We start from the raw sequence: 25322 nt of genomic DNA on the forward strand, positions 1-25322 counted from the left end.
CTGGCTGCGGTGCGTTTTCATGTCGTCAGCAGGGTGTCTCGGCACCGCGCCGGTAGTACCACCACCAGGTCACGGCCAGGCAGGTGACATAGAAAACAACGAATCCGTACAGCGCCATGTCGGGGCTGCCGGTCAACGTAATGGACGAGCCGTAGCTCTTGGGAATGAAGAAACCGCCGTAGGCACCGATCGCACCGGAGAAACCGACCACCGCGGCCGACTCGATGCTGGCCTGGTGTGCGGCCGTGGCCTTGCCCTCGGCGTTGTCGTTGGCCGACCAGCGCTCATGCAGGGTGCGGAAGATCACCGGGATCATGCGGAAGGTGGTGCCGTTGCCGATGCCACTGAGCACGAACAGCGCCATGAAGCTGAGCAGGAAGCCATGGAAGTTGCCGCCCTGGCCATGGCTGGGCAGGAAGTGCAGCACGCCGAACACCGCCGCGATCATCAGCGCGAACACCCAGAAGGTCAGGCGGGCGCCACCCCAGCGGTCGGCCATGCTGCCGCCCACCGAACGCATCAGCGCGCCCAGCAGCGGGCCGATGAAGGCGTAGGCCAGCGGGTTCACGTCCGGGAACTGGCTCTTCACCAGCATCGGGAAGCCGGCCGAGAAACCGATGTAGGAACCGAAGGTGCCGATGTACAACCAGCACATCAGCCAGTTGTGCTTGCGGCGGAAGATCACCGCCTGCTCGGAGAACGACGAGCGGGCGCTGGTCAGGTCGTTCATGCCGAACCAGGCCGCGATGGCGCACAGCGCGATGGCCGGCACCCAGATGAAGCCGGCGTTCTGCAGGAACAGCGGTGCCCCACCCTCCACCGCGGGCTGCGGTGCACCACCCAGCGCACCGAACACGCCTACGGTGATGACCAGCGGGATCACCGCCTGCGCCACCGACACGCCCACATTGCCCAGGCCGGCGTTCAGGCCCAGCGCCAGGCCCTGCTTCTGCTTGGGGTAGAAGAAGGAGATGTTGGACATCGACGACGAGAAGTTCGCGCCGCCGAAGCCGCACAGGATCGCGATGGCCACGAACACCCAGTACGGCGTGGCCGGGTCCTGCACCGCAAAGCCGAGCCAGAGCGTCGGCGCCAGCAGCGACGCGGTGGACAGCGCGGTCCAGCGGCGGCCGCCGAAGATCGGGATCACGAACGAATAGAAGATGCGCAGGGTTGCGCCGGACAGGCTGGGCAGCGCCACCAGCCAGAACAGCTGGTCGGTACTGAAGTTGAAGCCGATCTTCGGCAGGCTGATCGACACCGCCGAGAACAGCACCCAGACCGAGAAGGCCAGCAGCAGCGAGGGGATCGAAATGACCAGGTTGCGGGTGGCAACCCGCTTGCCGGTGCGCTCCCAATAGCCGGGGTCCTCCGGCGTCCAGTCGCTGATGACGCGACCCGGACGGGCAGTGCTGCGGACAACAGGATCGCTACCGACGGTCATACATGGCTCCAAGGCTGTGGAATGACGTGGGTATTGCTTTCAAGTTGTGACCCGTCGTCATGCAGCCATTAGGCCGTGCAGCAACTACGACGGGGTTGATCTGGATCAATCAGGAGCCGGTTTCCACCCTGCCCCTGACAAATGTCAAATCGATGAAGCGGTATTGCGGCGCGTGACTCCGCGCTGGCGCACGCTATCGCGCACGTCTACATCGAACTGCAGCTGAAGCTGGCTGCCATCTTCCAGGGCAATGTCGAATGGCAGGCCATCCCGGCACGGCAGCCGTGCCGCCAAGGCCTCAACTGCCGAGCGCGGCAGTACCAGGCGGCAGAAGGTGCCACCATCGAGCAGTACCGGTTGATCGCCGCCATGCAGCGAGACCGCCATGCCCCAGCCCTCGATACCGCCGAAGCGGGTCATGTTCTCGACCGATTCACCGGCCAGCAGGCGCGCCAGTTCGGCCTCATCCAGGCGAAGCCGTACCGATTGGTCCTGCAACTGCACTTTCATGACGCAACATCCTCCCATTGTTCGGGGGTATTGCAGTTGACCAGGCAGGCTTCGTCAACGCTTTCAAGCGCCAGCACGTGCATCTGCAGGCGACGCTGGAACGCCTGTACAGAGCGCGGCCCTTCCGCATCATCCAGAATCGCGGCCAGCACGCTACGAGTGGCATTGTCCACATTCAACAGCATGGGAAAGGGATGCCCGTCAAAGATCGTGCACGCGCCCCGCCCCTCGGCAGCCAGCCGTTGCAGCAGCCGTGGCGCCAGCAACGGCGTATCCACCGCTACCACCCAGGCCGGGCTGTCGGGCATCTGCTGCATCACGCTGTGCAACCCTCCCAGTGGGCCGCAGCGCGCAACCTGATCGGGGATGCCACCGAAGGTCGGATAGTCACCGCTTACCCATACCCGTTCGGCGCCAGCCTGCATCAACAGGCCACGCATGTGTTCCAGCAGCGTGCGGCCCTGCCACGGCAGCAGTGCCTTGTCGCGACCCATCCGGCTGGACAGGCCACCGGCCAGTACGATGCCGTTGATGCTCATCGCAGTAGAGCCACGCCATGCGTGGCTGCGTCGGCATCAATGTTGATGATCATGCGCATGGTCATCGGCATGTCCGGGTTCGCTGTCCACGTGACACAGGCTGCAACCCTCGCTCCACGCGCTGTCGCCGTCCTCGTAATGCTCCTGCTTCCAGATCGGGCACTGGTGCTTGACCACCTCGATCAACTGCCGGCAGGCGCGGAACGCCTCGTCCCGGTGCGGGCTGCCGGCGGCCACCACCACCGCCACATCACCAATGCCCAACCGGCCCTTGGCATGGGCCACATACAGTATCAGCTTCGGGCCAAACGTCGCCTCGACCTCGGCGGCCAACCGCTTGAACTCGTTCAACACCAGCGGCTCGAACAGGTCGTAGGTGATCCCGGTCACCGGCCGGCCGATGTTGACGTCGCGCACCTTGCCGATGAACACGTCGATGCCACCGAAGCCCGGATCAGAGACCGCAGCGATGCCCTCGGCCGGATCGATCGCCGCCTGCGCGCGGTCCACCACCTTCGCGATGATCTTCTCGTTCATCGCTCAGCCCCCGCTCACCGGCGGCAGGATCGCCACCCGGCCATCGTCGGGCAGCGCCTCGTGATCGCGCAGCACGCGTTGCTGGTCGGCAAACGCCGAATAATCCAGCAGGCCGGCACGGAAACCCGGCCAACGCAGCGGCAGCAGCTCGCGCAGCGCCTGGCGCAGATCGGCCACGGTGCCACCGGCTACATCCACGGCGATCTCGCGACTGGCATCCAGATCGGAAAACGCACCGAACAACTGCAGATTCACCTGTTTCATCATGACTCCTGGCTCACCAGCTGCACCGGTTCGTGGTGACCCCAGCCCTGCACGCGCACGTAGGTGCCGGCGCTGGCCAGGTCACCCTCACCCTCCAGCACCACCCAGGCGTTGGCCTGCAGCATGGACATCAAACGGAACGACTCCTGCCCGGACAGCACGCGCGCACTCAGGCGCCCCTCCCCGTCCATTTCCACCCGCGCACGCGCGTGGAAGCGCAGGCCCGGCGGCTTGCGCACGTCGGCCTGCAGCGGCAGCTGCAACATGAGCTCCGGCGCCAGCCCCAACAGGCGGCGCAGCACCGGCTCGACGAAGAAACGCTGGCCCACGGCCGCCGACACAGGGTTACCCGGCAGGCCAAAGTACAGTGCGCCATTGGGCAGCACCGCGAACAGCAGCGGCTTGCCCGGGCGGATGGCCACCTTGTGGAAGACGATGCGCGCACCACGGCCGCGCAGCGCATCGGGAACGAAATCGTAGCGGCCGGCCGACACCGCACCGGTGCTGATCAGCACCTGCGCGCCAGCGGCCAGCGCTTCATCCAGCACCGCATTGAACGCGGCCACGTCGTCGCCCACCGTGCCCTGCCAGACCACCTCGGCACCGGCGGCCAGCAGGCGGCCGACCAGGTACGGCCGGTTGCTGTCACGGATCTGCCCGGATTCCAGCGTCTGCGCCGCCTCGGTCACCAGCTCCTTGCCGGTGGCAATCACCGCCGCCTTCGGCCGCGCCACCACCGCCACCTGGCCCACGCCGATGGCATGCAGCAGGGTGCGCGCATTGATATCCAGCACCTGCCCGGCCTGCAGCACGCGCTCGCCTTCGCTCACGTCCTGGCCGCGCAGGCGCACATGCTGGCCCGGCTTCACCGATGCCTTCAAGGCGATGCGGGTCGGGCGTCCCTCCTCGCTGGCGAGGATCTCCACGTTCTCGACCGGCACCACCGTATCCAGCCCGGACGGCATGCGTGCACCGGTCATGATTTCCCATGCACCCTCGCCGCCTTCGGCGCCGGCATCGCCGGCCGCCTGCCAGCCCTGCACCGCGAATTCGGTACCGGCCTCGAACGCCGCGCCGTTGGCGCGCAGCGCGAAGCCGTCCATCGCCGAGTTGTCGAACGGCGGCAACGACTGCCCGCTGTGGATGTCACTGGCCAGGGTACGGCCGCCGGCCTCATGCAGGGGCAGGCGCTCGGCCGGCAGCGGCGTGGCTGCGTCCAGCAGGTGCTGCAGGGCTTCGCTGTAGGCAATCATCAGTGGCCACCACCCTCGACCATCGCCAGGGCATGGCCCAGTACCGGCGCCAGGATGTCCAGGCACTGCGCCGCCGCCTTCGGGCTGCCGGGCAGTGCGAACACCAGCATGTTGCCCAGCTGCACCACCTCGGCGCGGCTCAGCCAGGCCATCGGCGTGTGCTGTGCACTCAGTGCCCGCACCATCTGCGCCAGGCCATGTACCGGCCGCGCGTTCAGGGAACGCAGCGCCTCCGGGGTCAGGTCACGCGGGCCCAGCCCGGTACCACCGGTACACAGGCACAGGCGCACGCCCTCGGCGGCCAAGGCCTGCAGGCGGCCCGCCAATGGCTCGATGCCATCGGGCAACACCTCAGCGGCCACCACCTCGCCGCCCAGCTTTTTCAGGCCGGTCACCAGGGTCGGGCCAGAGATATCCTCATAGGTGCCGTCGCTGGCGCGATCGCTCAGCGTGATCACCGCGCAGGCCGCGCCCTCCAGGCCCTTCGGCGCACGCGGCTTGAAACGCGTGCGCTCGGCATCGTCCATGCCGTCGGGGTGCAGCCAGACACCGCGCTTGCCGCCTTCCTTGAACAGCAGGCGGATGCCTTCGATGCGCAGGGCCGGTTCCACCGGCTTGCTCAGATCGTACAGGGTAAGCAGCGCCGCGTTGACGCCGGCCAGTGCCTCCATCTCCACGCCGGTGCGCGCCTCGCTGGCGCACTCGCACCACACGCGGATCGCCTGCCGTTCCGGTACCGGCGTGCAGAACACCTGCACCAGTTCCAGCGGCAGCGGATGGCACAGCGGCATCAGCATCGAGGCCATCTTGGCGCCCTGCAGGCCGGCAATCTCGGCCATCACCAGCGCATCGCCCTTGGGCAGGCGGCGCTCGACGATCAGCGGATAGGCCACTGGACCGGCATGCAGCTCGCCCACCGCCACCGCACGTCGGCGGGTGATGCGCTTGTCGCGGACATCGGCCATATGGAAGGCCGCATTCAATTCCCCACTCATCGTGTTGCTCATCCTCCGATGGAGGCCAGGTGCGGGGTCAGCCCGGTCTGGCCCTGGTGCAGTCCATGCCCGGCCGCTTTCAGGCCAAGCTGTGTGGTGATGCGTGCCAGCAGCGCGTCATGGTCGTCGTCGCTCTGCAGCAGCGGGCGCAGCGGCACGCCGAACTCGCCGAACAGGCACAGCCGCAGGTCGCCCTTGGCGGTCACCCGCAGGCGGTTGCAGCCCTTGCAGAAGTCGCGCGAATACGGGGCGATGATGCCGATGCTGCCGCGATGGTCAGGGTGGCCGAACTCGCGCGCCGGACCGGCATCGGCGGCGCGCGGCCGTTCGTGCCAGCCAGCCGCCAGCAGCTGCTCGATCACCACGTCGGCGCGCAGGTGGTGGCGCTGGAAATAGGCTTCGTTGTCGCCGGTGCGCATCAGTTCGATGAAGCGCACGCTGAAGGGACGATCGCGCAGGTAGTCCATCCACTGCGGCAGCTCGTCGTCGTTCAGGCCACGCAGCAGCACCGCGTTGAGCTTGATCGCCGGCAGGCCCAGCGCCTGCGCCAAGGCCAGGCCCTGTTCGATCTCCGGCAGGCGGTCATGCCCGGTGATGGTCCTGAAGCGTTCGCGCTGCAGGCTGTCCATGCTCACGTTCAGCGCGGTCAGGCCGGCGCGGTGCCACCCCGGCAGGCGCCGCGGCAGCAGCGTGCCGTTGGTGGTGATGGCCACCTTGCGGATGCCCGGCACCGCCGCCACGGTGGCGATGATCTCATCCAGGTCCTTGCGCAGGCTGGGCTCGCCACCCGTCAGGCGGATCTTGCTCATGCCCAGCGCGGCAAACGCACGCACCAGACGCGCGATTTCATCCACCTGCAGGAAGCGCGGGCGGCCATCGGCCTGGTAACCGTTGGGCAGGCAGTAGCTGCAACGGAAGTTGCAGGCTTCGGTCAACGACAGGCGCAGGTACGGAAAGCTGCGTCCGAAACCGTCGGTGAGTTGGCTCATGGCTGGTCCACCTTGTTGCTCCACCGTCTTGCCTGTGCCCGGAACGGCCCGGATACCCTCGCCTGCTGGAACGATTGCCAGAGTACGCGGCCTTCAGTTCCATGGGCATGACTTAAATCAATCGTCTTCGGCCCCGCGCGGCAGGCGTTATGGCAGCATGCGGCTTTCCGTGCAGCGGGCGTGTGACAACCCTCATGATGATGAACGATTTCCAGCAACTGCTGCATGCCGCCGGCCAGCAGGCTGAACCGCAACGCTTGCTGTTCGTATTCGTGCGCGCTGAGCTGCCCGAATCGCCCACCGGTGACCAGCGCGACCGGCATGACCGCCGCGAGGGCGGCACCCTGTCGCCGGTGCTGTGCGTGGACAAGCTGCCGGACGAGGTGCCCAGCTTCCAGGCGCTGGCGGCCGAGTCGACCACCACCGGCATCGACTGGGACCTGGTGTTCGTGGCGGCACTGGATGGCAGAGGTGGTTTCGCACCCAACAGCGACGAAGCCGCGCGCCCGCTGAAGCTGATGGTCAACGCCATCCACGACGGTCAGATCGGCCGCTTCGCCGCCTTCGACCGGGGCGGCGAGCCTGTTCAGTTCTATTGAGCCACCAGCTGCAGGGTCAGAAAGAAGATCACCAGCACAGTGTTCAGCCCCCAGGCCACGGTCAGCCCGCGCGCCGCCACGCCCAGGTTGGGGTTGTGCGCGGCGGGCGCCGCCCGCCAGACCGCCGGGATGATCCAGCCGGTATAGAGCAGCAGCACGGCAAATACCCCCAGCAGCAGCGGGGTGCGCTGGTTGGCCAGGGCCCAGAGGGCCACCGCCCACAGAATATTGCTGGGAATGACGCCCTGCAGCCAGAAAACACTCCAAAGGCGGGAACGGCCCTGAGTGTCGGGGGTTGGGTGCAGCGAAGCGGTCGCGGTCATAAGTCTCCTTCTGTTTAGGAAACGTGCTGAACAAGCCTGCGCTTGGTGGCTGGGAACGTCAAGGAACAACGGAATCGGTAGCGCCGGGCCATGCCCGGCGGAATCCTCCATGTTCATGCGCCGTCGGCTCGCCGGGCGTGGCCCGGCGCTACCGGTCCTGTTATCCCTGTCGCCATCGCCCCTCCCCACCCGCCCCCTTCCTCCTTCCAACCTCGACACCTGTCGCAGATTGCACGGTGCGGGCGGATCACCGCGCCAGCCTGTGCTGGCAGTGCTTAACAGCGTGGGAGAATGCCGAAAGCGTCTCCAATCGAGTGATCTTTGCAACTCTTCTGATTGGCATTGCACAGCGCCAAGGGCTCAGATGGCGTGCCACCGGAAAAGGGTGGCCGGGCTTCGAATCCCGTGTTGGCCTTGAGTAAGTGCGCTTGCCAGCCGGCGTCACCATGCGTGGCGCCGGCTGGCAATCCGTCTGCCGGCTATGGCGGGCGGTGCGTTGGGGGCGTTCGCGCCCGCCGGCTTGAGGCCAACCCGGATTCGAACCACGTACCGCCCGCCACCTTTCGGGTGGCGGCTACCGATTGCCCTGCACGGAGCCTCGCCATGAACGAATCGGACTTCCCGCATCTGCACGCCTACCGCAGCACCGCCGGCGACGACGGTTCGCCACAGGCTGCGCCTGCGGTGGACAGGAACACCTTCATTGCCAATCTCCACCGCATCGGCTCCGGTGCGGCGGCCGACGGACAGCCCTGGCCGGAGCGGCATCAACTGCCCGGCCGCTGCCTGGACCTGGCCGATGCCGATTGCGCGTTGAACGGGTTGCGGGTGGTGCTGGAAATGCTGCTGGCGGCGGAACGCACGCGGCAGAACGGCGAACCGGAAGAGTACGTGGGCGACCGGGTGATGGAGGGATTGGTCATGGCCTGCCAGTCGTTGTGCGCGCAGGCGGTGGGGCGGTTGCAGGTCGACCCGTGATGGCAGTGGACGATCAGACTGCTCCCTCCATCATCCGACATAGGCTCTTTCATCGCGCGACCGATTGTGGCCTGCCCGCCCGACATGCCAGCGGCGTAGCGCCCTTGTCCGGTGGAATCGCGAGTACATTCCAGCGCTCGGCCAAGGTGCGTTCGACACGGGAAGAAAATGACTGGGCCTCGGCAGGCTTCCTCCCTTCAGAGAAGCCGATGGCTATTTCGAAGCGATCCAATCCGAGGTTCCCCGCCTCCATTCCGGAGCCATCTTCCCGCTTGACTCCGACGTAGACGACAGGACGCTTCACGTCGACCTTTGACTTGGCGAGCTGCCGATCCAATTCCGCGCTGCCATCGAAGAACTGCATTCCTTCGTCCTTGGCGATAGCGCGGAGGGTCTGTTTGAACAGATCCAGGCCCTCTTGGTCGTGCACGCAGAACTGGATCATCTTGAAGGGCCGTTTTCCGATGGCGCATGCGCCATCGGATAATCCAAGTCCCACTCCAATCAGAAGTACCACTGTCAGGAGCTTTACCATCAACGTGGCCCAACGATGCAAAGCGTTGCGGCCAATGTCGCCGCCGGACCAAAAATCAGGAAACCAAGCGCATCGTTGAGTATCGGATTGGGCCCGGATCCTTCGCCCACGATTGTGATCTGCGACCCGATTCCCAGCGGCCCAGGCGCCACCTTCCACGATACCGTACCCGGATGGAACTGATGGCCCGGACGGGTTGAATTTACGATCGTCATGTTCTTTGAGTCCACCCACTGAGTAATGTGGTTTCGTCCACCGTTCCCGACAAGCTCAACGTCCGGAGTGAACCCCTCTCGGGCCGGTGGCGCACCTGGAGCACTTACCACTCTCGCAGCTCTGAATGCGGACTGCGGAGAGCAGAGACTGAATCGATCAATGCGGTAGACGTGATCATCCTCGCACAGACCAAACGGATCAGCAGCACCAAGCGGACCCGACGATACGTATGCGTAAGTCGTCATCCCCGCGCTCAGCCCGAGTGGGTCGCTCTGCGAGTACCGCCCCACTGCGGGGTCATACTCGCGCTGGTAGTTGTAGAACAGCCCACTCGCATCCGTCGCCTGCTGCCCGGCGAAGCGCAGCGCCAGCTCGAACGCCACACCGTCACCATCCGGGTCAGCACTCGGGATCTGGTTACCGAACACCTCGCTCTTGTTGCTCCACTCCCAGATCGCGACATTCCGCACTGGGTCGATCACCACACGTGGCGTACCCAGATGATCCGGCTGGACGTAGGCCAGCTCCGGCACGCCGGTACTCGGCACATTGATCAGCGCCACCGGGTAGTTGTCCAGCCAGATGGCCTGCTGCTGCGCCTGGCCCGTGGCTGAGTAGTTGCCCAGCCACTGCCCTGCTTCGTCGTACAGCGTGATCTGGGCAGTTCCACCGGTCGGGGTGCGCAGCACGCGCTCCCCACGATGGTTGTAGGCGTAGCTTTCAAGTACGGCATTGCCCTGCTTCACCGCGTTCATGCGATTGGCATCGCTGTAGGTGAACGTCTTGCTGCCGATGCTGGTGGTGTTACCCACCGCGTCATGGGTGCGCGCTTCGCCATCCACCGCAGTCAGGCGATGGCTGGTTGCGGGATAGGTGTAGCTGGCGGTGCCTGCCGACGTGGTCAGCGCGGTCCGATTACCGGTGGCGTCGTAGGCATAGGTTTCGATCGGCGTGCCGGTCGTACCGTCCTGGGTCTGGGTCAGGCGGCCCAGCGTGTCGTAGGCGTACTTGGCGAGTACCGTTGAGCCTGTGCCGTTCTTCAGCTCGGTGATCGAACCGACCGGGTCGTAGCCATAGCCCAGCGACAGGCCACCTGCGGCCGGGTCGTGTACCGCCTGCGGGCGATAGTCCAGGTCCAGCGGACGCTGCAGCTGTCGGCCATTGCCATAGGTCCAGCCCGTCGCCGGGCCGAAGGCCGCATAGGTCACGTTGTTCACCACGATCTGGCGTGCCTGGCCGGGCCGGGTCAGGCCGATCTGGCTGATGCGGCCCTGGGTGTCGCGTACGTAGTCGGCCACGCTGCCGTCGGGGTAGGTCAACGCGGTCAGGCGGCCCGACTTGCTATAGGCGTAGCGCAGCGTGCTGGCAACGCCGTTGACGGTCTGTACCTTGCGGGTGACCTGGCCGAAACGGTCATAGCAGTACTGGGTACTGCCATTGGCGTGCAGCACCTGCCCCAGCCGTCCCTTGGCGAAGCGCTCGTCGGCGGCACAGGCGGCAGGCGCCACGTCATAGCTGTAGCCCGCGTCCAGATTTGGGTCTGAATAGGCGATGCCGCTCAGGCGGTTGAGTGCATCGTAGTGATAGGTGGCGGTGACGCCGCGTGCATCGGTAGCTGTCTTGCGGTTGCCTGCCGCATCGACGGTGAAGCTGCTGGCGCCACTGTCCGGGCTGACCTGCCCGGTCAGATTACCGAAACCGTTGTAGGCATAGGTCGTATGCAGGCCTTTCGGGTCGGTGACCTGGGTGACCTGGTCCAGCGCGTTGTACTGGCTGCGGATCTCCGCCGCCACGCCGCCGACATCCTGCAGGGTCTGCGCCAAGCGGTTCAACGGGTCGTACTGCTGGCTGGTCACGCGCTGCAGGGCGTCGGTCACGGTCTGCGGGTTGCCGTTGGCATCGTAGGCAAAGCCGGTAGCGTGGTTGCCTGCGTCCTTCAGTGCGGTCAGCTGGCCGAGTGTGTTGAACGTCCGTGCCAGGGTACGGCGCAGGGTACCGCCTGCATCGAGCGTGTCTTCCTTGAGGCGATTGCCGGCGTTGTCCAGCGTGTAGTGAATCGTGTTGCCGGCGTTGTCCTCGATGTCGGTCAAGCGCAGCGCCGCATCGTAGACGTAGGACACGCTGCTGCCATCCGGCTCGGTGATTCTCTGCACCTGGCCGGTTGGCCAGTAGCTCAGCTGGGTGACCCGATCCTCGGCAGTGGTCGCGCCGCGCACGGTGATGGAGGTCGGCCAGCCGCGGGGATGGTAGGTGTAATCAGTCACCACGCCGTTGGCGTCCTTGACCGACAACGGCCGCCCGAAAGCGTCGTAGGCCAAGGTCTCGACCGTCTGGCCCAGCGCATTGGTCACGCTGCGCAGGTCGCCCTTGCGATAGCTGCAGGCACCTCCGGTCGCGCACCCTGCATCATCCGCCGAGTAATAGGCATAGGTAACGGCATCGGCCACATCCGTGCGCGGGCCATCCACACTCTTCAGCAGCCCCTCCACCGGGCAGCTGCCTGCCGCTGCCACATCAGCGGCTTCGCAGTACGTGTAGCTGGTGATGCGCGTCTGGCCGGACGCGGTGTCGGTTACCGTGTTGGTCGTTGGCTGGCGCCGGGCATTGAAGGCCGTGCGGGTTTCGCGGCTGCCAATCCGGGTGGTCAGTACCGCATTGGTTTCGATGTCGCGCGCGGTGGTCACCACACGCTGTTCGGGCAAGCCGACCGCTTCGGTCACGGTATGGATGCTGACGGCGCGACTGCTCACCGGATCGGTGCCCTGCGCATAGGTGTGCCTGGTCTGGATACCGCGGCGATCGGTGTAGGTATCCAGACGCCGGCGGAAGTCGACACTCTGGTCGTAGTAGGTTCGGCTGACCGTTCCCTGCGAATCCGTCAGGCCGGTCACCTTGCGCGACGGAGCGCTATCGCCTCCGGGTGTCAGGGTGTAGTCGGTCTGCCGCCCCAGCGCGTCGGTCACGACTGCACCGCCGTTGGGGCTGTAGGCCAGTGTCACACCATCGGCACCGCCGGCATGCTGACTGGAGATCACACGACCGATGGAATCGTAGCTGAAGGTGCTGTAGCGGCGACCGTCCTCGGCGGTGATACCGGTCAAGTGCTGGGGGAAGTCCTGGTTCTCGTAGTGATACGTCCGCACACCACCACCCGCATAGGTCACCGTGGCGACCTGGTTCTGCGATGTGTAGGTGTAGGTGGCGAGCGCAATGCCCTCGACCAGCACCGAACTGATCAGCGCCTCATAGTCGTTGGACTGATAGACGAACTCCAGCGTGCGGCCACTGCTGTGGGTGACGGCCGCAAGGCGGTCGCTGTCGTCGTAGATGTAGGTCAGCGACGTGCCATCCGGGAAGCGCTTGGCGGTCAGACGCCCGTCCGCGCCGAAGATCGAGATGGAGCCCGCCGAATACAGTGTCCAGTTGCCGTTCTGGACGAGACGATCGCCACTGTCGTCGTCCGCCTCATAGGCCTGGCCGATCTTCTTGAACGCCCGCTGGAAACCGGTGCTTTCAATGATGCCAACGCTGTCAACGCCATCCAGTGCCAGGTGGGCGCCCAGCGAATGGGTCCAGCCATAACCGAAGCCACCGGAGGACGTGGAGATGCCGGAGTGATAGAAACGCGTCAGTGCGATCCAGCCAAGATCGAAGTCCCGCGCGATCTCATACTTTTCACCGGTCTTGACATCGCAGGGGTTGCCGACATTGCCGTCGCAGGCGCCACCATCCGTTTCCGGCTCATTTCGGGCAACTGGGCTCATATCCATGCCGAACTCAGAAGCACTATCTCTGCCCGTCAAAGGGCAACTACCATTGCCACCGTCCTTGTCGCACTTCTGCGACTTGGAAGTGATGGTGGCAACGAACTCTTCGCTGACGCAGGCGTTGTGCTTGTTGGACCACTGCGTAAGAGGAACAGGGCAATCAAGGCGGCGTTTGCGTCCGAAGGCCATCTGGCTCACGTAGGGAGCGCAAGGCGATTCGGCCGTGTTCTGCCCGATCATATGAGTGATCTGATAGAACCTCGACTCCACAACGCCTTCCGTTTCCGGCGTACCAGAGAACCAGTCGCCTTGAGGTGTGACAGCAGCACCCGGACAGACAGGGTTGCTTGACTGGACTTCCGCGAGGAAGCTCGCAACCATCGCCTCTTCCGTCGAAAACTCTTCTGTACTCAGATAGGTCCAGTCTGGATCGGAGGGTTGCGCCTTCCCCATCCAGTAGGTGATCGACGTGTTGCCGTTCAAGTCCACGACTTTCGACTTGATCTTGTCCACGTACTGCCAGCCGAACTGGAACTCCGGCGGGAACGGGCTGGGTGCGGGCAGGTTCTTGATGGCAGCCACCGCCGCCTGCTGGGTCTTGTATTGAGTCGCATCGCCGCCGGGCTGCGAAATACGCCAGGTGATCCTGCTTTCCTGCGCCTGTGCCACGGCAGGGGCGAAGCCGCCGACGGCAACAATCGCCAGCACGGCACACGAAATGGTCTTCAGTCGTTCCAACATCCCTGTTCTCCTTCCTGGACGAACACAGCGCCGGCGGGAACGAGAACGCGGAGCTGTGCCCCGCGTCATGCTTCGGATCGTCCCTGGTCCGGTATGCGGCAGTGCCACATGCCGCCTTTATCGTTGAGGACGCTTGCACGTTCAAGTGTGGAGCCGCGTAACCGATCACAGATTCAAGCATCCAACGCCATTCAGCGGTCTACGCCCCCGTCTCTATGACTTCCTGCACAGGGGGTCGGTGTTATACATCACTACATTACCAGCACGACCTGTCGCGAGGTCGGCAGGCTGTGGCACTTCGCTGCATACCTGACCCATCGGAAGGGCTGGCACGCGGCACGGCCCAGGGGGAATGGCAATGAATAGCAGCCGAGTGACGATGTGGGTGCTGGCCGCGGTGATGGCCGCAGCAGGCTCCGTCCACGCCGGCGAAATCCAGGTGGATCGCGGCGCCTACGCACTGCAGGCCGAAGAGACGGGGACCGGCCCGATCGCTGTGGTCTTTGAATCCGGTTTCGGGCAGGGCGCGGGCGCCTGGAAGGAGGTGGTTGCGGGTCTGGGGCGCGACTACCACAGCATCACCTACGCCCGTGCAGGACTCGGCAAGTCCGGCAGCGACGGTCACGCCAAGCGCATCGATGCGCATCTGGCCGACCTCACAGCCGTGATCGATACGCTCGCCCCCGGTCGCCGCGTGGTGCTGGTGGGTCATTCCTATGGCGGCCTGCTGGCCACGGAGTTTGCACGCCGCCATCCGGAGCGCCTGCAGGGCCTGGTGCTGGTGGACCCGGCCACGATGGGTCAGCGCCATGCGTTCAAGCAGGCCGACAGTGCCCGCGTGCAGGCAGACGATGCCCAGCTGCGGGCAATGCTGCCGCCGGCCATGGCCGCCGACTATGCCGTGCTGACGGAACAACTGGATGCACCCGGTGCACAGACCCCGCGCTCAATGCCGGACGTGCCGGTCGCGCTGCTGACTGCAACCCAGCTCGCTGCCGAACCGCTGTTCTTCGAAGAAACCGCAGCGGGCAAGGCACTCTGGAAGGCGCAGCACGCCCTGCTCTTCTCGGGATTCACGCGCGGCACGCATCGCTACCTGGCGACCGGGCATACCCTCCAGCGCGAGGATCCTGCTGCGGTGGTGACCGCGATTCAATCGGTCTCCGGCACCTTGAACTAGCCATTCCAGGCAAGGGCTTGCCGGGATGTTCCCGACTACTGCCCGCGCAGGCGCACCGCAAAGTACCGCGTCGGGGAAAGGCCAAGCGCCTTCTTGAACATCGTGATGAAGGCCGTCACCGACTCATAGCCCAGCGTCTCGGAAACGCGTTGTACCGGTGCACCCGCGGCGAGTTCACGAATGGCGATGAGCAGGTGCAGCTGCTGCCGCCAGCGCCCGAAGGACAAGCCCGTTTCCCGTTCGATGAGCCGGGTCAACGTGCGCTCGCCCAGGGCCAGGCGCACGGCCCACTGGCCGATGGTGCTGCGGTCTGCCGGATCCGCCGACAGCGCCGCCGCCAGCGCACGCACCTTCGGGTGATGGCTGACCGGCAACGACAGGTGCTCGGCCGGCATCTGTACCAGCTCGTCCAGCAACACGCGCGCCAGCCGGTCGGTGTGGCTGCCATGCGGGTAGTCCAGCGGCGCGTCGGCCAGGTGCAGGATCATCTCGCGCAGCATCGGGGAGATCGCCAGCGTCACGCATTGCATGGGCAGATCGACGATGCCGGGCTCGACGAACAGGTAGCACAGGCGCGCGTTGGCGGTGGCGCGGTTGCTGTGCGGCATGCCACCCGGAATCCAGACACCACACTGGGGCGGCACGATCCACAACGCATTGGCCACTTCGCAGGTCACCGCCCCATGCAGCGCAAGAATGAGCTGACCCTTGCGGTGCTCATGCACGGGAATCTCCGCGTCGTGCTCGGCCACCTGCAGGCGGCTGGCGACCGCCGGGCGATCGGTCTCGTCCGGGTCCAGGTCAAAGCCGGGGAGCGAAATGCGAGCCATTCTCACATTGGCCGGTTTTAGCGATTGATTGTCATTGTAGCGAAATTCGCCAGTGCGGCCGATCACTAGCATGAGCCGCATGCACTCCCCCACCCCGTTCCGCCCCTACATGCGCCAGGCATTTGCCCGGTTGAAAAACCCTGCCCTCAGGACCGATCAGGAAGCGCTGCTGTTCTCGCTCAAATGTCTGCTCGCCGCGTCGCTGGGGCTGTATGTCTCTCTAAGGGTCGGCCTGAATCGCCCGTTCTGGGTGATCGGCACGGTCTATCTGGTGTCACAGCCCCTTTCCGGGGCAACGCTCAGCCGCGGCCTGTTCCGCCTGCTCGGTACCGTGGGCGGGGCCGTCGCCACCGTCGTGCTGGTGCCACGTTTCGCCAATGCCCCCTTGGTGCTGAGCGCCGCACTCGCCACGTGGATGGCGCTGTGCCTGTATCTGGCGATGCTCGACCGCACGCCACGTGCCTATGCGTTCCTGCTGGCCGGCTATACCACCAGCCTGATTGGATTTCCTGCGGTGATGGTGCCGGGAGACGTGTTCACCATTGCCATCACGCGGGTGCAGGAAATCGCCATCGGCATCCTGGCTGCAACGCTGGTACATGCGCTGGTGCTGCCGCGCCGGGTCTCGATGCGCGTGCACGCGCGGGTTGCTGCCGTGCTGGATGATGCGGAACGATGGACACGGGACATGCGCGCCGGTGCATCGGACACGGTACTGGCGACGGACCGCTCGAAAGTGGCCGCCGACCTGCTCGAGCTGCATGTGCTGTCGATCCACCTGCCCTACGACAGCGCCCACGGCGTGGCGCAGGTGCAGATCCTGCGCGCCCTGCACGACCGGATGCTGGACGTCCTGATGCTGTCCAGCGCGGTGGAAGATTCCATCGACCGACTGCGTTCACCACAGGCCGGCGCGATGGATGCAACGGGCTGGCGCGATCTGCTGCAGGCCGGCCTCGCCGCGCAACAGGCCGAGCTCGACCTCGCCCACGCCGACTGCCGCGTGCTGCAGGCGCAACTGCACACTGCCCGTCCCGACTGGCGCCGGCATGTACCTGCCCGCCTTGCACGACATGTGCAGGGTGCGGTACTTCACCGGGATCATCGGCTTGCCCTGCGCAGCGCGCTGGGCGCGTTCGTCGGCATCCTGCTGAGCTGCGTTCTATGGATCGCTACCGGCTGGTCGGAGGGCGCCACGGCGGTGTCCATCATCGGCACGGCGTGCGTGCTGTTCGGCACGATCGAAGCGCCGGCACCGCATGTCATGCGCTACCTGGTGGGATCGTGCATCGGCGTGGCCGTCGGCCTGCTCTACGGTCTGCTGATCTTCCCCGCGTTGTCCGATATCACCGGCCTGATTGCCGCGCTCGCGCCGGTGCTGCTGCTGTGCGGATCGTTCCTGGCCCGGCCGCCCTTCATCATGGCCGCCCTGGGCGTGGTACTGACCTTCCCGATCATCGCAGGCCTGGGCGCGACCAATTCGGTCAACATCGTCGGCGCACTCAACAACAGCGTTGCGCTGTTCGTGGGTACGACGGTGGCACTGTGCAGCATGCAGCTGTTCCAGACCGCCGACGCGGGCCGCAACCGCGCACGGTTGGAGCATTCGATCCGTCGGGATATCGCACGACACACCGCCGGACGAGGTGATGTGACCCGCGCCTGGCTCAGCCGCATGCTGGATCGAATCGGGCTGCTCGCTCCAAGGTTGCAGGGCCGTTCCAGCGCAACACACGACCTGCGGGCATTGTTTGCGGACGTTCGTGCGGCACATGCATCCAGCCAACTCCGCACACTGGACAAGTACCTGGACAACCCGCACGTTCGGGCGCTACACGCGGCGCTGGTCGAACGCGTCGCCGCACATTTCAGGGTTCGCGCCCACGCGCCACGCAGTGTCGATGCCCATCTTCTGAAGTTGTTGGACTGCATGCGCGAGGCCGCAACAGCCATCGCCGAGGCCGATCGAGGGAATCTGCTGCACCTGCTCAGCGGGTTGCGCCGCGACCTGCTGGCCTCACCGCTCACCCATCGGCACTGACCGCATGCTCTCTGATCTTTCCATTGATGGCGTGCTCATTCCCGGCCTGCTCGCCGTGGCCGCTGCCGCCTTGGCGCTGTCGATACTGACTTCACGCCTGCTCGCCAGCCTCGGTCTGTACCGGCTGTTCGCCGCGCGGCCGCTGGTGGGCCTGTCCCTGTTCGTGATCCTGGCGGAGCTGATGATCCGGCTCTCGCCCCTGCTCGAGAAATGAAATGAAAGACCTGCTTGCTGTCATCGGGCGCTGGAGCGCAACGCTGGGCGTGTGTGCGCTTGCCGCCATTGCCGCGCTCTCCCTCTGGAATCGTTACGAAATGCGCCCGTGGACGCGGGATGGGCGGGTGCGCGCCGATGTGGTGCGCGTTGCGTCGGACATGGGGGGGCTGGTCACCCAGGTGCTGGTGCACGACAACCAGCGGGTCAGTGCCGGCCAGCTGCTGCTGGTGCTCGATCAGCCACGCTTCGCCGCCACGCTGGAGAAGGCAGACGCGGCGGTCAGGAGCGCGCATGCCACGCTGGCGCTGGCCCGCCGCGAATCGGCGCGGGACAACGCACTTGGCAACCTGGTCGCTTCGGAAACCCGCGAACGCAATGCCGCCAAGGTCGATACCGAGCTGGCCGCGCTGGCGCAGGCACGGGCCGAACAGCGCGTTGCCCAGCTCAACGTGCAACGCACCGAGGTGCGCGCAACCACCGATGGCATCATCACCAACCTCGACCTGCACGCGGGCGACTACCTGCAACCCGGTGCGCAGGCACTGGCGCTGATCGACACCGGCAGCCTGCGTATCGAGGGCTACTTCGAGGAAACCAAACTGGCCTGCATCACCGAGGGCGATGCCGCCGTGGCCCGGCTGATGGGCGACAACCACGACGTCCGCGGACACGTGGATACCATCGCCGCCGGCATTGCCGACGATCAGCGCTCAAGCACACACAACCTGCTGCCCGCCGTGGCGCCAACTTATACCTGGGTGAGGCTGGCGCAGCGCATCCCGGTACGCATCCGCATCGATGATGCGCCGTCGCATACCCGCCTGATCGTGGGTCGCACTGCGAGTGTGACCATCACACCCTCGGCACCGGGAGCCTGCAAGTGAGCGTGCGAACACTACGCGGTGGGCTGCTTGCCCTGCTGCTGCCCATGACGGCCTGCGTATCCGGCCCCGACTATCACCTGCCTGCGAATGCGGTCGCGGCCTCCCCCCAGGTGGCGCGGGCGTTCGTCTCGGGCCAGGAGGCATCGTTCAGCCAGGACGCGCCACCAGATCAATGGTGGCACCTGTATGGCGACCGCCGGCTTGACGCCTACGTACGCGAAGCACTGGCGGCCAATACCGACCTGCGCGCCGCCGATGCCAACCTTCGGCGCGCCAGCGCAACCGTGCTGGAGTACCGCGCGCGCGGTGCCGTGCAAGCCGACGTGGATGCATCGGGCACGCTCACCCATACAGGTGGTTACGCCCAAGCGTCGGCCGCGCCGCAGTCGTATGCGCTGGGCCTTCACCTCTCCTATCCACTGGATCTTGCAGGCGGCATCCGCCGCGGCATCGAAGCCGCCAACGCGGACGCCGAGGCCGTCGCTGCGGCACGCGACCAGGTCCGCGTGGTCGTCGCTGCTGCCGTCACGCGTGCCTATCTCCAGGTGTGCACCCGCAATCACACGCTCGCCGCAACCCGGCAGGTGCTGGCGATCCAGCACGCCACGCTGGAGGCAACCCGCCGCCTCGCCGCAGGCGGTCGAGGAACGGACTTCGATGTCAGCCGTGCCGGTGCCGCCGTCAACCGCAGCGCGGCGGGGATACCGCACCTGCTGGCCGAACGTCAGGCCGCACTGTTCGAACTGGCCGCATTGATGGGCAGGGTGCCGGCAGACTATCCGAGGGAGGCGGAAGCGTGCCCGCGCCCCCCGGAGCTGGAGCAGGCGCTGCCGGTCGGTGAGGGCTGGCAGCTGCTCCAGCGGCGCCCTGACATACGTGCCGCCGAGCGGAGCCTTGCCGCGGCCACGGCGATGATCGGCGTAGAGACCGCGGAACTTTATCCGCGGGTCACCCTGGGCGCATCCCTGGGCACAGCAGGCACGCGAGGGCAGCTGCTTTCGGCCGACGGTTTCGGGGCGAGCGTCGGGCCGCTGCTCTCATGGCACTGGCCCAACCGCCGCGTGGCCAAGGCCCGCATCGCGGCGGCCGGCGCCAATGTGGATGCCGCTCTTGCTTCCTTTGATGGCATCGTGCTGCAGGCACTGCGCCAGACCGAGACCGCGCTTTCTGCCTGCACGCAGGAGCTTGAACGCGAGCGCAGCCTGGCGCAGGCGCGCGGGGACGCGGCGCGCGCAGCCGGACAGGCACAGCAGCTTTACCGCTTCGGCAGGATCGATTTTCTCGACGTGCTTTCGGCCCAGGCCGCGCTGGCAGATGCGGAGTCCGCACTGGCGGCCTCCCGCGCGGAGCGGGTCGACCGTCAGATGGATGTGTTCCTGTCACTGGGTGGCGGTTGGGCTGCAGGGGCCGTCGCCATTGGTGCGGCCCGCTGACGTCGTCTTCGCAGCAGCAGCCGCTACCCGATCTGTTCATGAAAGCCCTGTCCACATCCGTATTCATTCACACGGCCTGCCCTATATTCGCGCTCACAGCGCCGCATATCGCGGCCATGACGGAGGCATCCCGATGACATCCATACGTCTTCTTGCCATTGCCGTGGGCTCAGCCGCAGCACTCGCCGTAGCGCCCGCCTTCGCCGATCCGCCGCACCATGCCCGCGGCAACGGCCCGCCGCCGCATGCAGGCGGCCCGCACCACCGCGATGCGCCGCCGCCGGGTTGGCAGAAGAAGGCCTGGCGCCGTGGCGAGCGCCTGCCCTGGGCCGAAGTGGACCGCCGCTACTGGGTAGACGATTACGCCCGCTATCACCTGCGCGAGCCGGGCCGCGACCGGCGCTGGGTGCGCCAGTCCGACAACGAGTACCTGTTGGTGGAGATCGCCACCGGGCTGATCATCGACGCCCTGCATCGCTGAAGCGACCTGCAGCGTCCCACATGGAGCGATTTACCCCGGTGCAGACACCCTACGACCGGGGTCGCTCCGGTCGGCGGTGTTTGCGCCCACCGCGCCCCACATGCCTCCGCTGCCGCCCGGCATGCATGCCCTCCCGCAGTGCGATATGCCCGCACATCAGCGCTGTGGCAAATAGCCCCATCGCCACCAGTATTTCGAATCCCCGATCACCAAAGAGCAGGCGGATGGAGGTCTCCAGTGAGCACAGCCTGCCGCAGCGCAGGCCGTGCTCGTTGAAGCCATGGATGAGCACCAGTACGCCCATCAGCCCGCACCACGCCATCAGGGCCAGGCTTGCGATGAAGATGAAAGGTCGATGGATACGCATGCGCTCGTCGCGGTCTTCTACGGTGATGTCCAGCGCGACGTTGCGAGCACGCGATCGGAAGCATCCAGCTCTACCGACCAGGCTTGGGTATCCAGGCGCAGCCGGTTCTCATACCACCATCGCTGCGCACAGCGACCACTGCATCCACGGCTGGCATAGCGGGTAAAGGGAGCACCGGCGTGCTCCACAACGTCAGGGTGCCCCGGCACCCGCAGTACCTCGGCCCTGCTCGCCCCGACCGAGACCGAGGCAAGCGCGTGGGAATGCCACGCTGAGATCGCCGAGCAACTGGCAACGTACGCCACGAACGGGCCGGCAAGCCCCTCGATCAGTGTCCTCATTGACAGACCCCCTCCTGCGCCTCGCGCCCGCGCATCATCCGCGCAGACCTTCTTCAACGTCAAACCTCGACAAGCGGGCCTGTTGCAGCGCCCGGCATCCGTGCTAGCGTGCGCCGACCGATGATTCAGGATGAACACAGGGACGCCCGTCGATGGCAGGCAAGCGCCGGAAGGACAGGATCGCGCAGGAGATCGGCCTGTTCATGCAGCAGTACGCGCGCAAGGCGCAGCGCCATACCGAACCCAACGACCGGCCGTACGATCGGAAACTGGAAGCGCGGCTCAAGCGCTTGCCACCGGAAGAACTGGGTAGGCTGCTTTCCGGAGAAGAGGACGACGATGACTAGCCCCGCCGGAATGGCCAGGCGCGCCATCGTCGTGACATTCTGTAGCGCGCTCGGCGCCTGCGGACTGGTGATGGACAGTTCGTTCGACACTCTGTGCGAGGCGCTTGACGCCGACATGGTGAACAAGGGATGGATTCCCGATTGGGTACCCCACGAGGCGACCGACCTGCGCGAGGTACACGAGCTCGACTCGAACACCAGCGCGCTGGCCTTCACCAAGCCCCCTGCGATACCACTGCAGCTGCCTGCGGATTGCCAGGCAACCACATTCAACGACCGCGATCCTGTTGCGTTCAATCGACACTGGTGGCCTGGCGACGCGACGCTCAGCGCGTCGTACCGCGTCTTTCGCTGCGCACCTGAATCCGGAAAATCGGTCTTCGTCGCCATCAACAGGACCGAAGACCGCGTGCTCTTCTGGCGAACCTACGCACGGTGATGCGCCCGCACCGTCGCCCCTCTTCTCAGGAACCCATGATGCCCAACGCGCGTGCACGCTTCGTCGCCCTCGCCCTCTCTTTCGCGGGGTGCCTGCCGGCCTACGCCGCGCAGAACGCCCCCGCCGACATCGAAGCGATCGAACAGGTTGTCGAATCCTTCCGGACCTCGCTGATCAACAAGGACAAGCCGACCTACATGGACCTGTTCTTTTCGGACAAGCCGGAAGACATCGGCTGGCAGTATGTTTCCGAGGACGTGCGCCTGCAGGACATCCGCAAGGCCAAGCCCGATGCGATCAAGGCGCGGCAGATTCCCGCCAACAACTTCATCGCGCTGATCGATGGAGCGGTGGCCTCGCCGAAGCCGAAGGAGGAGAAGTTCTCCAACACGAAGATCGAGACAGACGGCGACGTGGCCTCGGTGTCGTTCGACTACAGCTTCCACGACGATGGGGGGAAGACCAACTGGGGCAAGGAAATGTGGCAGCTGGTCCGCACCGAACAGGGCTGGAAGATCTTTTCGGTGATCTATTCGATCCGCGACTCACGCAGCCCGGCCGATTGAACGTCGCTTGAGGACGCTGAGCGCCGATTGCCGATTGCGATCCATTCAGCCAGGGCATTGGCATCCGGCAAGAGATCGGGCAGAGTTCGGCCACGCGCAAGGACGCACGCCATGACCCGCCTGCTGATCATCGAAGACAACCCCGAGCTGGTTGCCAATCTGTATGCCTTCTTTGAACCGCTGGGCTACGTCCTGGACGACGCCCGCGACGGCGCCAGCGGACTGCGCCGGGCCACGCAGCACGACTACGACGCCATCCTGCTGGACCTGATGCTGCCGCGGCTGGACGGCATGACGCTGTGCCAGAAGCTGCGCCAGGAGTTCCAGAACCCTGTACCGATCCTGATGCTGACCGCGCGCGATCCGGTCGAAGACCGCGTGCAGGGCCTGGCCCTGGGCGCGGATGACTACCTGGTCAAACCGTTCTCGCTGACGGAACTGGATGCGCGGATCAAGGCCCTGGTACGACGCGCCCAGGGCCGCCAGGTCCAGAGCGTGCTGGCGTGGAAGGATCTGCAGGTGGACACGCGCTCGCCGCAGGCCTGGCGGCAAGGCCGCCGCATTGCGCTGACACCCACGTCGCACAAGCTGCTGATGTGCCTGGTGCGCGCGGCGCCCGCTGTGGTCCGCAAGCAGGAGATGGAATACCTGGTCTGGGGCGACGAGCCACCGGACAGCGGCGCGCTGCGAACACACATCCATGAGCTGCGCCTGCAGGTGGACCGCAGCTTCGACGCCGCGCTGATCACCACGGTGCACAGCGTCGGCTGGCGCATGCAGGCGTGAGCCCTGCCTCCCTCTACCGCCGCCTGAGCTTGCGTGCCCGCATCACGATCTCGTTCGTGCTGTTGATGGCCGGTGCCATGGGTTTCATCGTTCTGGCCGAACAGGTCGACTACGACCAGGTCCGGGCGTCTGTCGTCGCGCGGACCCAGCACGGTGAAGTGGAAAGGCTGCAGGCCGCGCTGGCTCGTGGCCAACGCCCCGCCCTGCCACCGGGGACCCAGCTGTTCGATGCCCATGACGCGCCTGTCGTGCTGCGCCAGTACGGCCCGGGCCATCACGGCGAAGAGGCGCCCAACGAGTGGCACCTGAGCGTCTTCAACAACGGCGACCAGCGCTACTACCTGCTGCAGGATGCGGCGCACTATGGCTATCTGGAACACCTGATCAACGCCTTTGCGGCACTGGTCATTTCGATCTGCGTGCTCGGCGCCTTCCTGATCGGCCGCAAGGTAGCGACGCACGTCATCGCACCCATCACGCGATTGGCGGACGCGGTGCAGGACGGCCAGAAGCCTTTTCCCTACCAGGACGCGCGCGATGAGATCGGTGTACTCGCCCGCGCCTTCGCCCGACACAGTGACGAGCTCGAACGGTTCCTGCATCGCGAACAGTGCTTCAGCGGCGATGCCAGCCACGAGCTGCGCACGCCGCTGGCCATCATCGGCGGCGCTGCGGAGACGCTCGCCTGCCAGCTTCCGGCCGACAGCCACCTGGTTCCCAGCGCGGAGCGCATCCTGCGCACCACCCAGGAGATGCAGCGCCAGCTGACCTGCCTGCTGCTGCTCTCACGCGCCCCCAGTACCGTGCCGCGCAACAAGGTGGCCCTGCGCCCGCTGATCGAATCCTGCATGGAGCGCTGCCAGCCGTGGATTTCCGGCAAGCCGGTGATCGTTGCGCTTGATGCCCGGCATGACGCCGTGCTGCACACCAACGCAGATCTGGCGCACAGCGTGATCTGGAACCTGCTGCGCAACGCCTGCCAGTACACCGAAAGGGGCGAAGTGAGGATCACCCTCCACGACACCGCACTCACCTTCGCCGACACCGGACCCGGCCTGCCCTCCAGTATCGACCCACAGCAGTTCCAGCGCTTCGTGCCCGGCAGCCCGCACAGTGGCGAGGGACTGGGGCTGTCCATCGTGCAGCGCATCGTCGAGCACCTGGGTTGGAGGATGACGGTGCGTTCCTCGCAGCAGGGCTGCCGGTTCAGCCTGGAGTGGCCCATCTGACGGTTTCCTGACGCGCACCTGCACATGCTGGGGATTGCTCACTTCACGGCGGAAACGGCATGCAGCACCCCAAGGACAGCGGCAAGTACCCGCACGGCAAGAGCGGCCTGAGCCGCATCTTCCACACCCTCATCCATTCGCGCGATGGTTTCATCGCCACCTTCCGCGGCGAGGCGGCCTTTCGCCAACTGCTGCTTCTGCACGCGCTGTTGATCATTGCAGCGTTCGTGCTGGACATCAGCAAGCTCGAACGGGCGCTGGTGCTGGCGGTCTGCTTCATCAGCCTGCTGGTGGAACTGCTCAACTCGGCGATCGAAGCAGTGGTCGATCGCATCTCACTGGAACGGCATCCACTGTCCAAGAACGCCAAGGACATGGGCAGCGCCGCGCAGACCACCGCACTGTTGATGGTGGGCGCGGTGTGGGGCGTGATCCTGCTGGGCTAGTCCGCCCAACCTGACAACTTCCTGATAAAGCAGTTTCGATACTGCG

At 65.7% G+C, this 25322-nt stretch carries 27 protein-coding genes; 14 read left to right on the plus strand and 13 right to left on the minus strand.

Features of this window, described 5'->3' with window-relative positions; genetic code table 11:
- Positions 1-25: 25 nt before the first annotated feature.
- From ACZK4Z_RS12495 to moaA, 8 genes are all read right to left on the minus strand, one after another.
- Entirely contained in the window at positions 26-1444 is a 1419-nt protein-coding gene (locus ACZK4Z_RS12495) for a NarK family nitrate/nitrite MFS transporter (protein WP_019337810.1), read from the minus strand.
- Positions 1445-1588: 144 nt separating this feature from the next.
- A complete protein-coding gene (locus ACZK4Z_RS12500; RefSeq protein ID WP_010485308.1) occupies positions 1589-1954 on the minus strand; it encodes a DUF7009 family protein in 366 nt (121 codons plus the stop codon).
- Positions 1951-2493 carry a molybdenum cofactor guanylyltransferase gene (gene mobA, locus ACZK4Z_RS12505; protein WP_430372611.1) on the minus strand — a complete coding sequence of 181 codons (543 nt, stop codon included), beginning with the start codon at positions 2491-2493 and terminating at the stop codon, positions 1951-1953. Before mobA ends, ACZK4Z_RS12500 begins: the two co-directional genes overlap by 4 nt.
- 36 nt (positions 2494-2529) lie before the next feature.
- Positions 2530-3030 carry a molybdenum cofactor biosynthesis protein MoaE gene (locus ACZK4Z_RS12510; protein ID WP_430372613.1) on the minus strand — a complete coding sequence of 167 codons (501 nt, stop codon included), beginning with the start codon at positions 3028-3030 and terminating at the stop codon, positions 2530-2532.
- 3 nt (positions 3031-3033) lie between these two features.
- The gene (locus ACZK4Z_RS12515) at positions 3034-3294 is read right to left on the minus strand and encodes a MoaD/ThiS family protein (RefSeq protein WP_019337814.1); all 261 of its coding nucleotides are present in this window, start codon (positions 3292-3294) and stop codon (positions 3034-3036) included.
- A complete protein-coding gene (locus tag ACZK4Z_RS12520) occupies positions 3294-4547 on the minus strand; it encodes a molybdopterin molybdotransferase MoeA (protein ID WP_430372615.1) in 1254 nt (417 codons plus the stop codon). Before ACZK4Z_RS12520 ends, ACZK4Z_RS12515 begins: the two co-directional genes overlap by 1 nt.
- Positions 4547-5542: a bifunctional molybdenum cofactor biosynthesis protein MoaC/MoaB gene (gene moaCB / locus ACZK4Z_RS12525; RefSeq protein ID WP_049397971.1), complete on the minus strand. Its 996-nt coding sequence runs from the start codon at positions 5540-5542 to the stop codon at positions 4547-4549. The genes ACZK4Z_RS12520 and moaCB overlap by 1 nt, the downstream gene beginning before the upstream one ends.
- 8 nt (positions 5543-5550) lie before the next feature.
- On the minus strand, positions 5551-6531 hold the full coding sequence (gene moaA, locus ACZK4Z_RS12530; protein WP_010485296.1) for a GTP 3',8-cyclase MoaA: 981 nt from the start codon (positions 6529-6531) through the stop codon (positions 5551-5553).
- A gap of 194 nt (positions 6532-6725) precedes the next feature.
- On the opposite strand from moaA, the gene ACZK4Z_RS12535 reads away from it, so the two are divergent.
- The gene (locus tag ACZK4Z_RS12535; protein ID WP_019337817.1) at positions 6726-7130 is read left to right on the plus strand and encodes a hypothetical protein; all 405 of its coding nucleotides are present in this window, start codon (positions 6726-6728) and stop codon (positions 7128-7130) included.
- Here the strand turns inward: ACZK4Z_RS12535 and ACZK4Z_RS12540 are convergent.
- A complete protein-coding gene (locus tag ACZK4Z_RS12540; protein WP_010485292.1) occupies positions 7124-7453 on the minus strand; it encodes a hypothetical protein in 330 nt (109 codons plus the stop codon). The two genes, ACZK4Z_RS12535 and ACZK4Z_RS12540, sit on opposite strands and share 7 nt — an antisense overlap.
- Before the next feature lie 603 nt (positions 7454-8056).
- On the opposite strand from ACZK4Z_RS12540, the gene ACZK4Z_RS12545 reads away from it, so the two are divergent.
- The gene (locus ACZK4Z_RS12545; protein WP_430372148.1) at positions 8057-8431 is read left to right on the plus strand and encodes a hypothetical protein; all 375 of its coding nucleotides are present in this window, start codon (positions 8057-8059) and stop codon (positions 8429-8431) included.
- A 49-nt stretch (positions 8432-8480) separates the two neighbouring features.
- Here the strand turns inward: ACZK4Z_RS12545 and ACZK4Z_RS12550 are convergent, their stop codons facing one another.
- Positions 8481-8876: a hypothetical protein gene (locus tag ACZK4Z_RS12550; protein WP_049409431.1), complete on the minus strand. Its 396-nt coding sequence runs from the start codon at positions 8874-8876 to the stop codon at positions 8481-8483.
- Positions 8877-8965: 89 nt separating this feature from the next.
- Positions 8966-13690: an RHS repeat-associated core domain-containing protein gene (locus tag ACZK4Z_RS12555; RefSeq protein ID WP_430372150.1), complete on the minus strand. Its 4725-nt coding sequence runs from the start codon at positions 13688-13690 to the stop codon at positions 8966-8968.
- Between the two features lie 358 nt (positions 13691-14048).
- Here ACZK4Z_RS12555 and ACZK4Z_RS12560 point away from each other — a divergent pair, with 358 nt between their 5' ends.
- Entirely contained in the window at positions 14049-14870 is an 822-nt protein-coding gene (locus ACZK4Z_RS12560) for an alpha/beta fold hydrolase (RefSeq protein ID WP_049480914.1), read from the plus strand.
- Positions 14871-14905: 35 nt separating this feature from the next.
- Here the strand turns inward: ACZK4Z_RS12560 and ACZK4Z_RS12565 are convergent, their stop codons facing one another.
- On the minus strand, positions 14906-15700 hold the full coding sequence (locus ACZK4Z_RS12565; RefSeq protein ID WP_329835622.1) for an AraC family transcriptional regulator: 795 nt from the start codon (positions 15698-15700) through the stop codon (positions 14906-14908).
- Positions 15701-15779: 79 nt separating this feature from the next.
- Between ACZK4Z_RS12565 and ACZK4Z_RS12570 the strand changes: the two genes are divergently transcribed.
- The 5 genes from ACZK4Z_RS12570 to ACZK4Z_RS12590 all read left to right on the plus strand — a co-directional run bounded on the left by ACZK4Z_RS12570 (position 15780) and on the right by ACZK4Z_RS12590 (position 20755).
- Positions 15780-17741, plus strand: coding sequence for an FUSC family protein (locus ACZK4Z_RS12570; RefSeq protein WP_430372152.1), 1962 nt, complete (start codon positions 15780-15782; stop codon positions 17739-17741).
- A 4-nt stretch (positions 17742-17745) separates the two neighbouring features.
- Positions 17746-17955 (plus strand): DUF1656 domain-containing protein, encoded by a 210-nt coding sequence (locus ACZK4Z_RS12575; protein ID WP_019337823.1) that lies wholly within the window; start codon positions 17746-17748, stop codon positions 17953-17955.
- A gap of 1 nt (position 17956) precedes the next feature.
- Positions 17957-18841, plus strand: coding sequence for an HlyD family secretion protein (locus ACZK4Z_RS12580; RefSeq protein ID WP_430372154.1), 885 nt, complete (start codon positions 17957-17959; stop codon positions 18839-18841).
- A complete protein-coding gene (locus tag ACZK4Z_RS12585) occupies positions 18838-20274 on the plus strand; it encodes an efflux transporter outer membrane subunit (protein WP_197654698.1) in 1437 nt (478 codons plus the stop codon). Before ACZK4Z_RS12580 ends, ACZK4Z_RS12585 begins: the two co-directional genes overlap by 4 nt.
- Before the next feature lie 133 nt (positions 20275-20407).
- Positions 20408-20755 (plus strand): RcnB family protein, encoded by a 348-nt coding sequence (locus ACZK4Z_RS12590; RefSeq protein WP_233652744.1) that lies wholly within the window; start codon positions 20408-20410, stop codon positions 20753-20755.
- Positions 20756-20804: 49 nt separating this feature from the next.
- Here ACZK4Z_RS12590 and ACZK4Z_RS12595 read toward each other — a convergent pair whose 3' ends face one another.
- On the minus strand, positions 20805-21122 hold the full coding sequence (locus ACZK4Z_RS12595; RefSeq protein WP_430372157.1) for a hypothetical protein: 318 nt from the start codon (positions 21120-21122) through the stop codon (positions 20805-20807).
- A gap of 493 nt (positions 21123-21615) precedes the next feature.
- Here ACZK4Z_RS12595 and ACZK4Z_RS12600 point away from each other — a divergent pair, with 493 nt between their 5' ends.
- From ACZK4Z_RS12600 to ACZK4Z_RS12625, 6 genes are all read left to right on the plus strand, one after another.
- On the plus strand, positions 21616-21810 hold the full coding sequence (locus ACZK4Z_RS12600; RefSeq protein ID WP_049409423.1) for a hypothetical protein: 195 nt from the start codon (positions 21616-21618) through the stop codon (positions 21808-21810).
- A complete protein-coding gene (locus ACZK4Z_RS12605) occupies positions 21803-22249 on the plus strand; it encodes a YbbD-related protein (protein WP_478450854.1) in 447 nt (148 codons plus the stop codon). Before ACZK4Z_RS12600 ends, ACZK4Z_RS12605 begins: the two co-directional genes overlap by 8 nt.
- Before the next feature lie 35 nt (positions 22250-22284).
- A complete protein-coding gene (locus tag ACZK4Z_RS12610) occupies positions 22285-22815 on the plus strand; it encodes a Cif family virulence factor (protein ID WP_262102513.1) in 531 nt (176 codons plus the stop codon).
- A 111-nt stretch (positions 22816-22926) separates the two neighbouring features.
- On the plus strand, positions 22927-23601 hold the full coding sequence (locus tag ACZK4Z_RS12615) for a response regulator transcription factor (protein WP_143994300.1): 675 nt from the start codon (positions 22927-22929) through the stop codon (positions 23599-23601).
- Positions 23598-24830 (plus strand): HAMP domain-containing sensor histidine kinase, encoded by a 1233-nt coding sequence (locus tag ACZK4Z_RS12620; protein WP_430372160.1) that lies wholly within the window; start codon positions 23598-23600, stop codon positions 24828-24830. Before ACZK4Z_RS12615 ends, ACZK4Z_RS12620 begins: the two co-directional genes overlap by 4 nt.
- Positions 24831-24889: 59 nt before the next feature.
- Complete coding sequence (locus tag ACZK4Z_RS12625) at positions 24890-25276, plus strand: diacylglycerol kinase (RefSeq protein ID WP_164191750.1); 387 nt, start codon at positions 24890-24892, stop codon at positions 25274-25276.
- Positions 25277-25322 lie beyond the last annotated feature (46 nt).

Source organism: Stenotrophomonas sp. 71799_Sma (genome assembly GCF_056482505.1).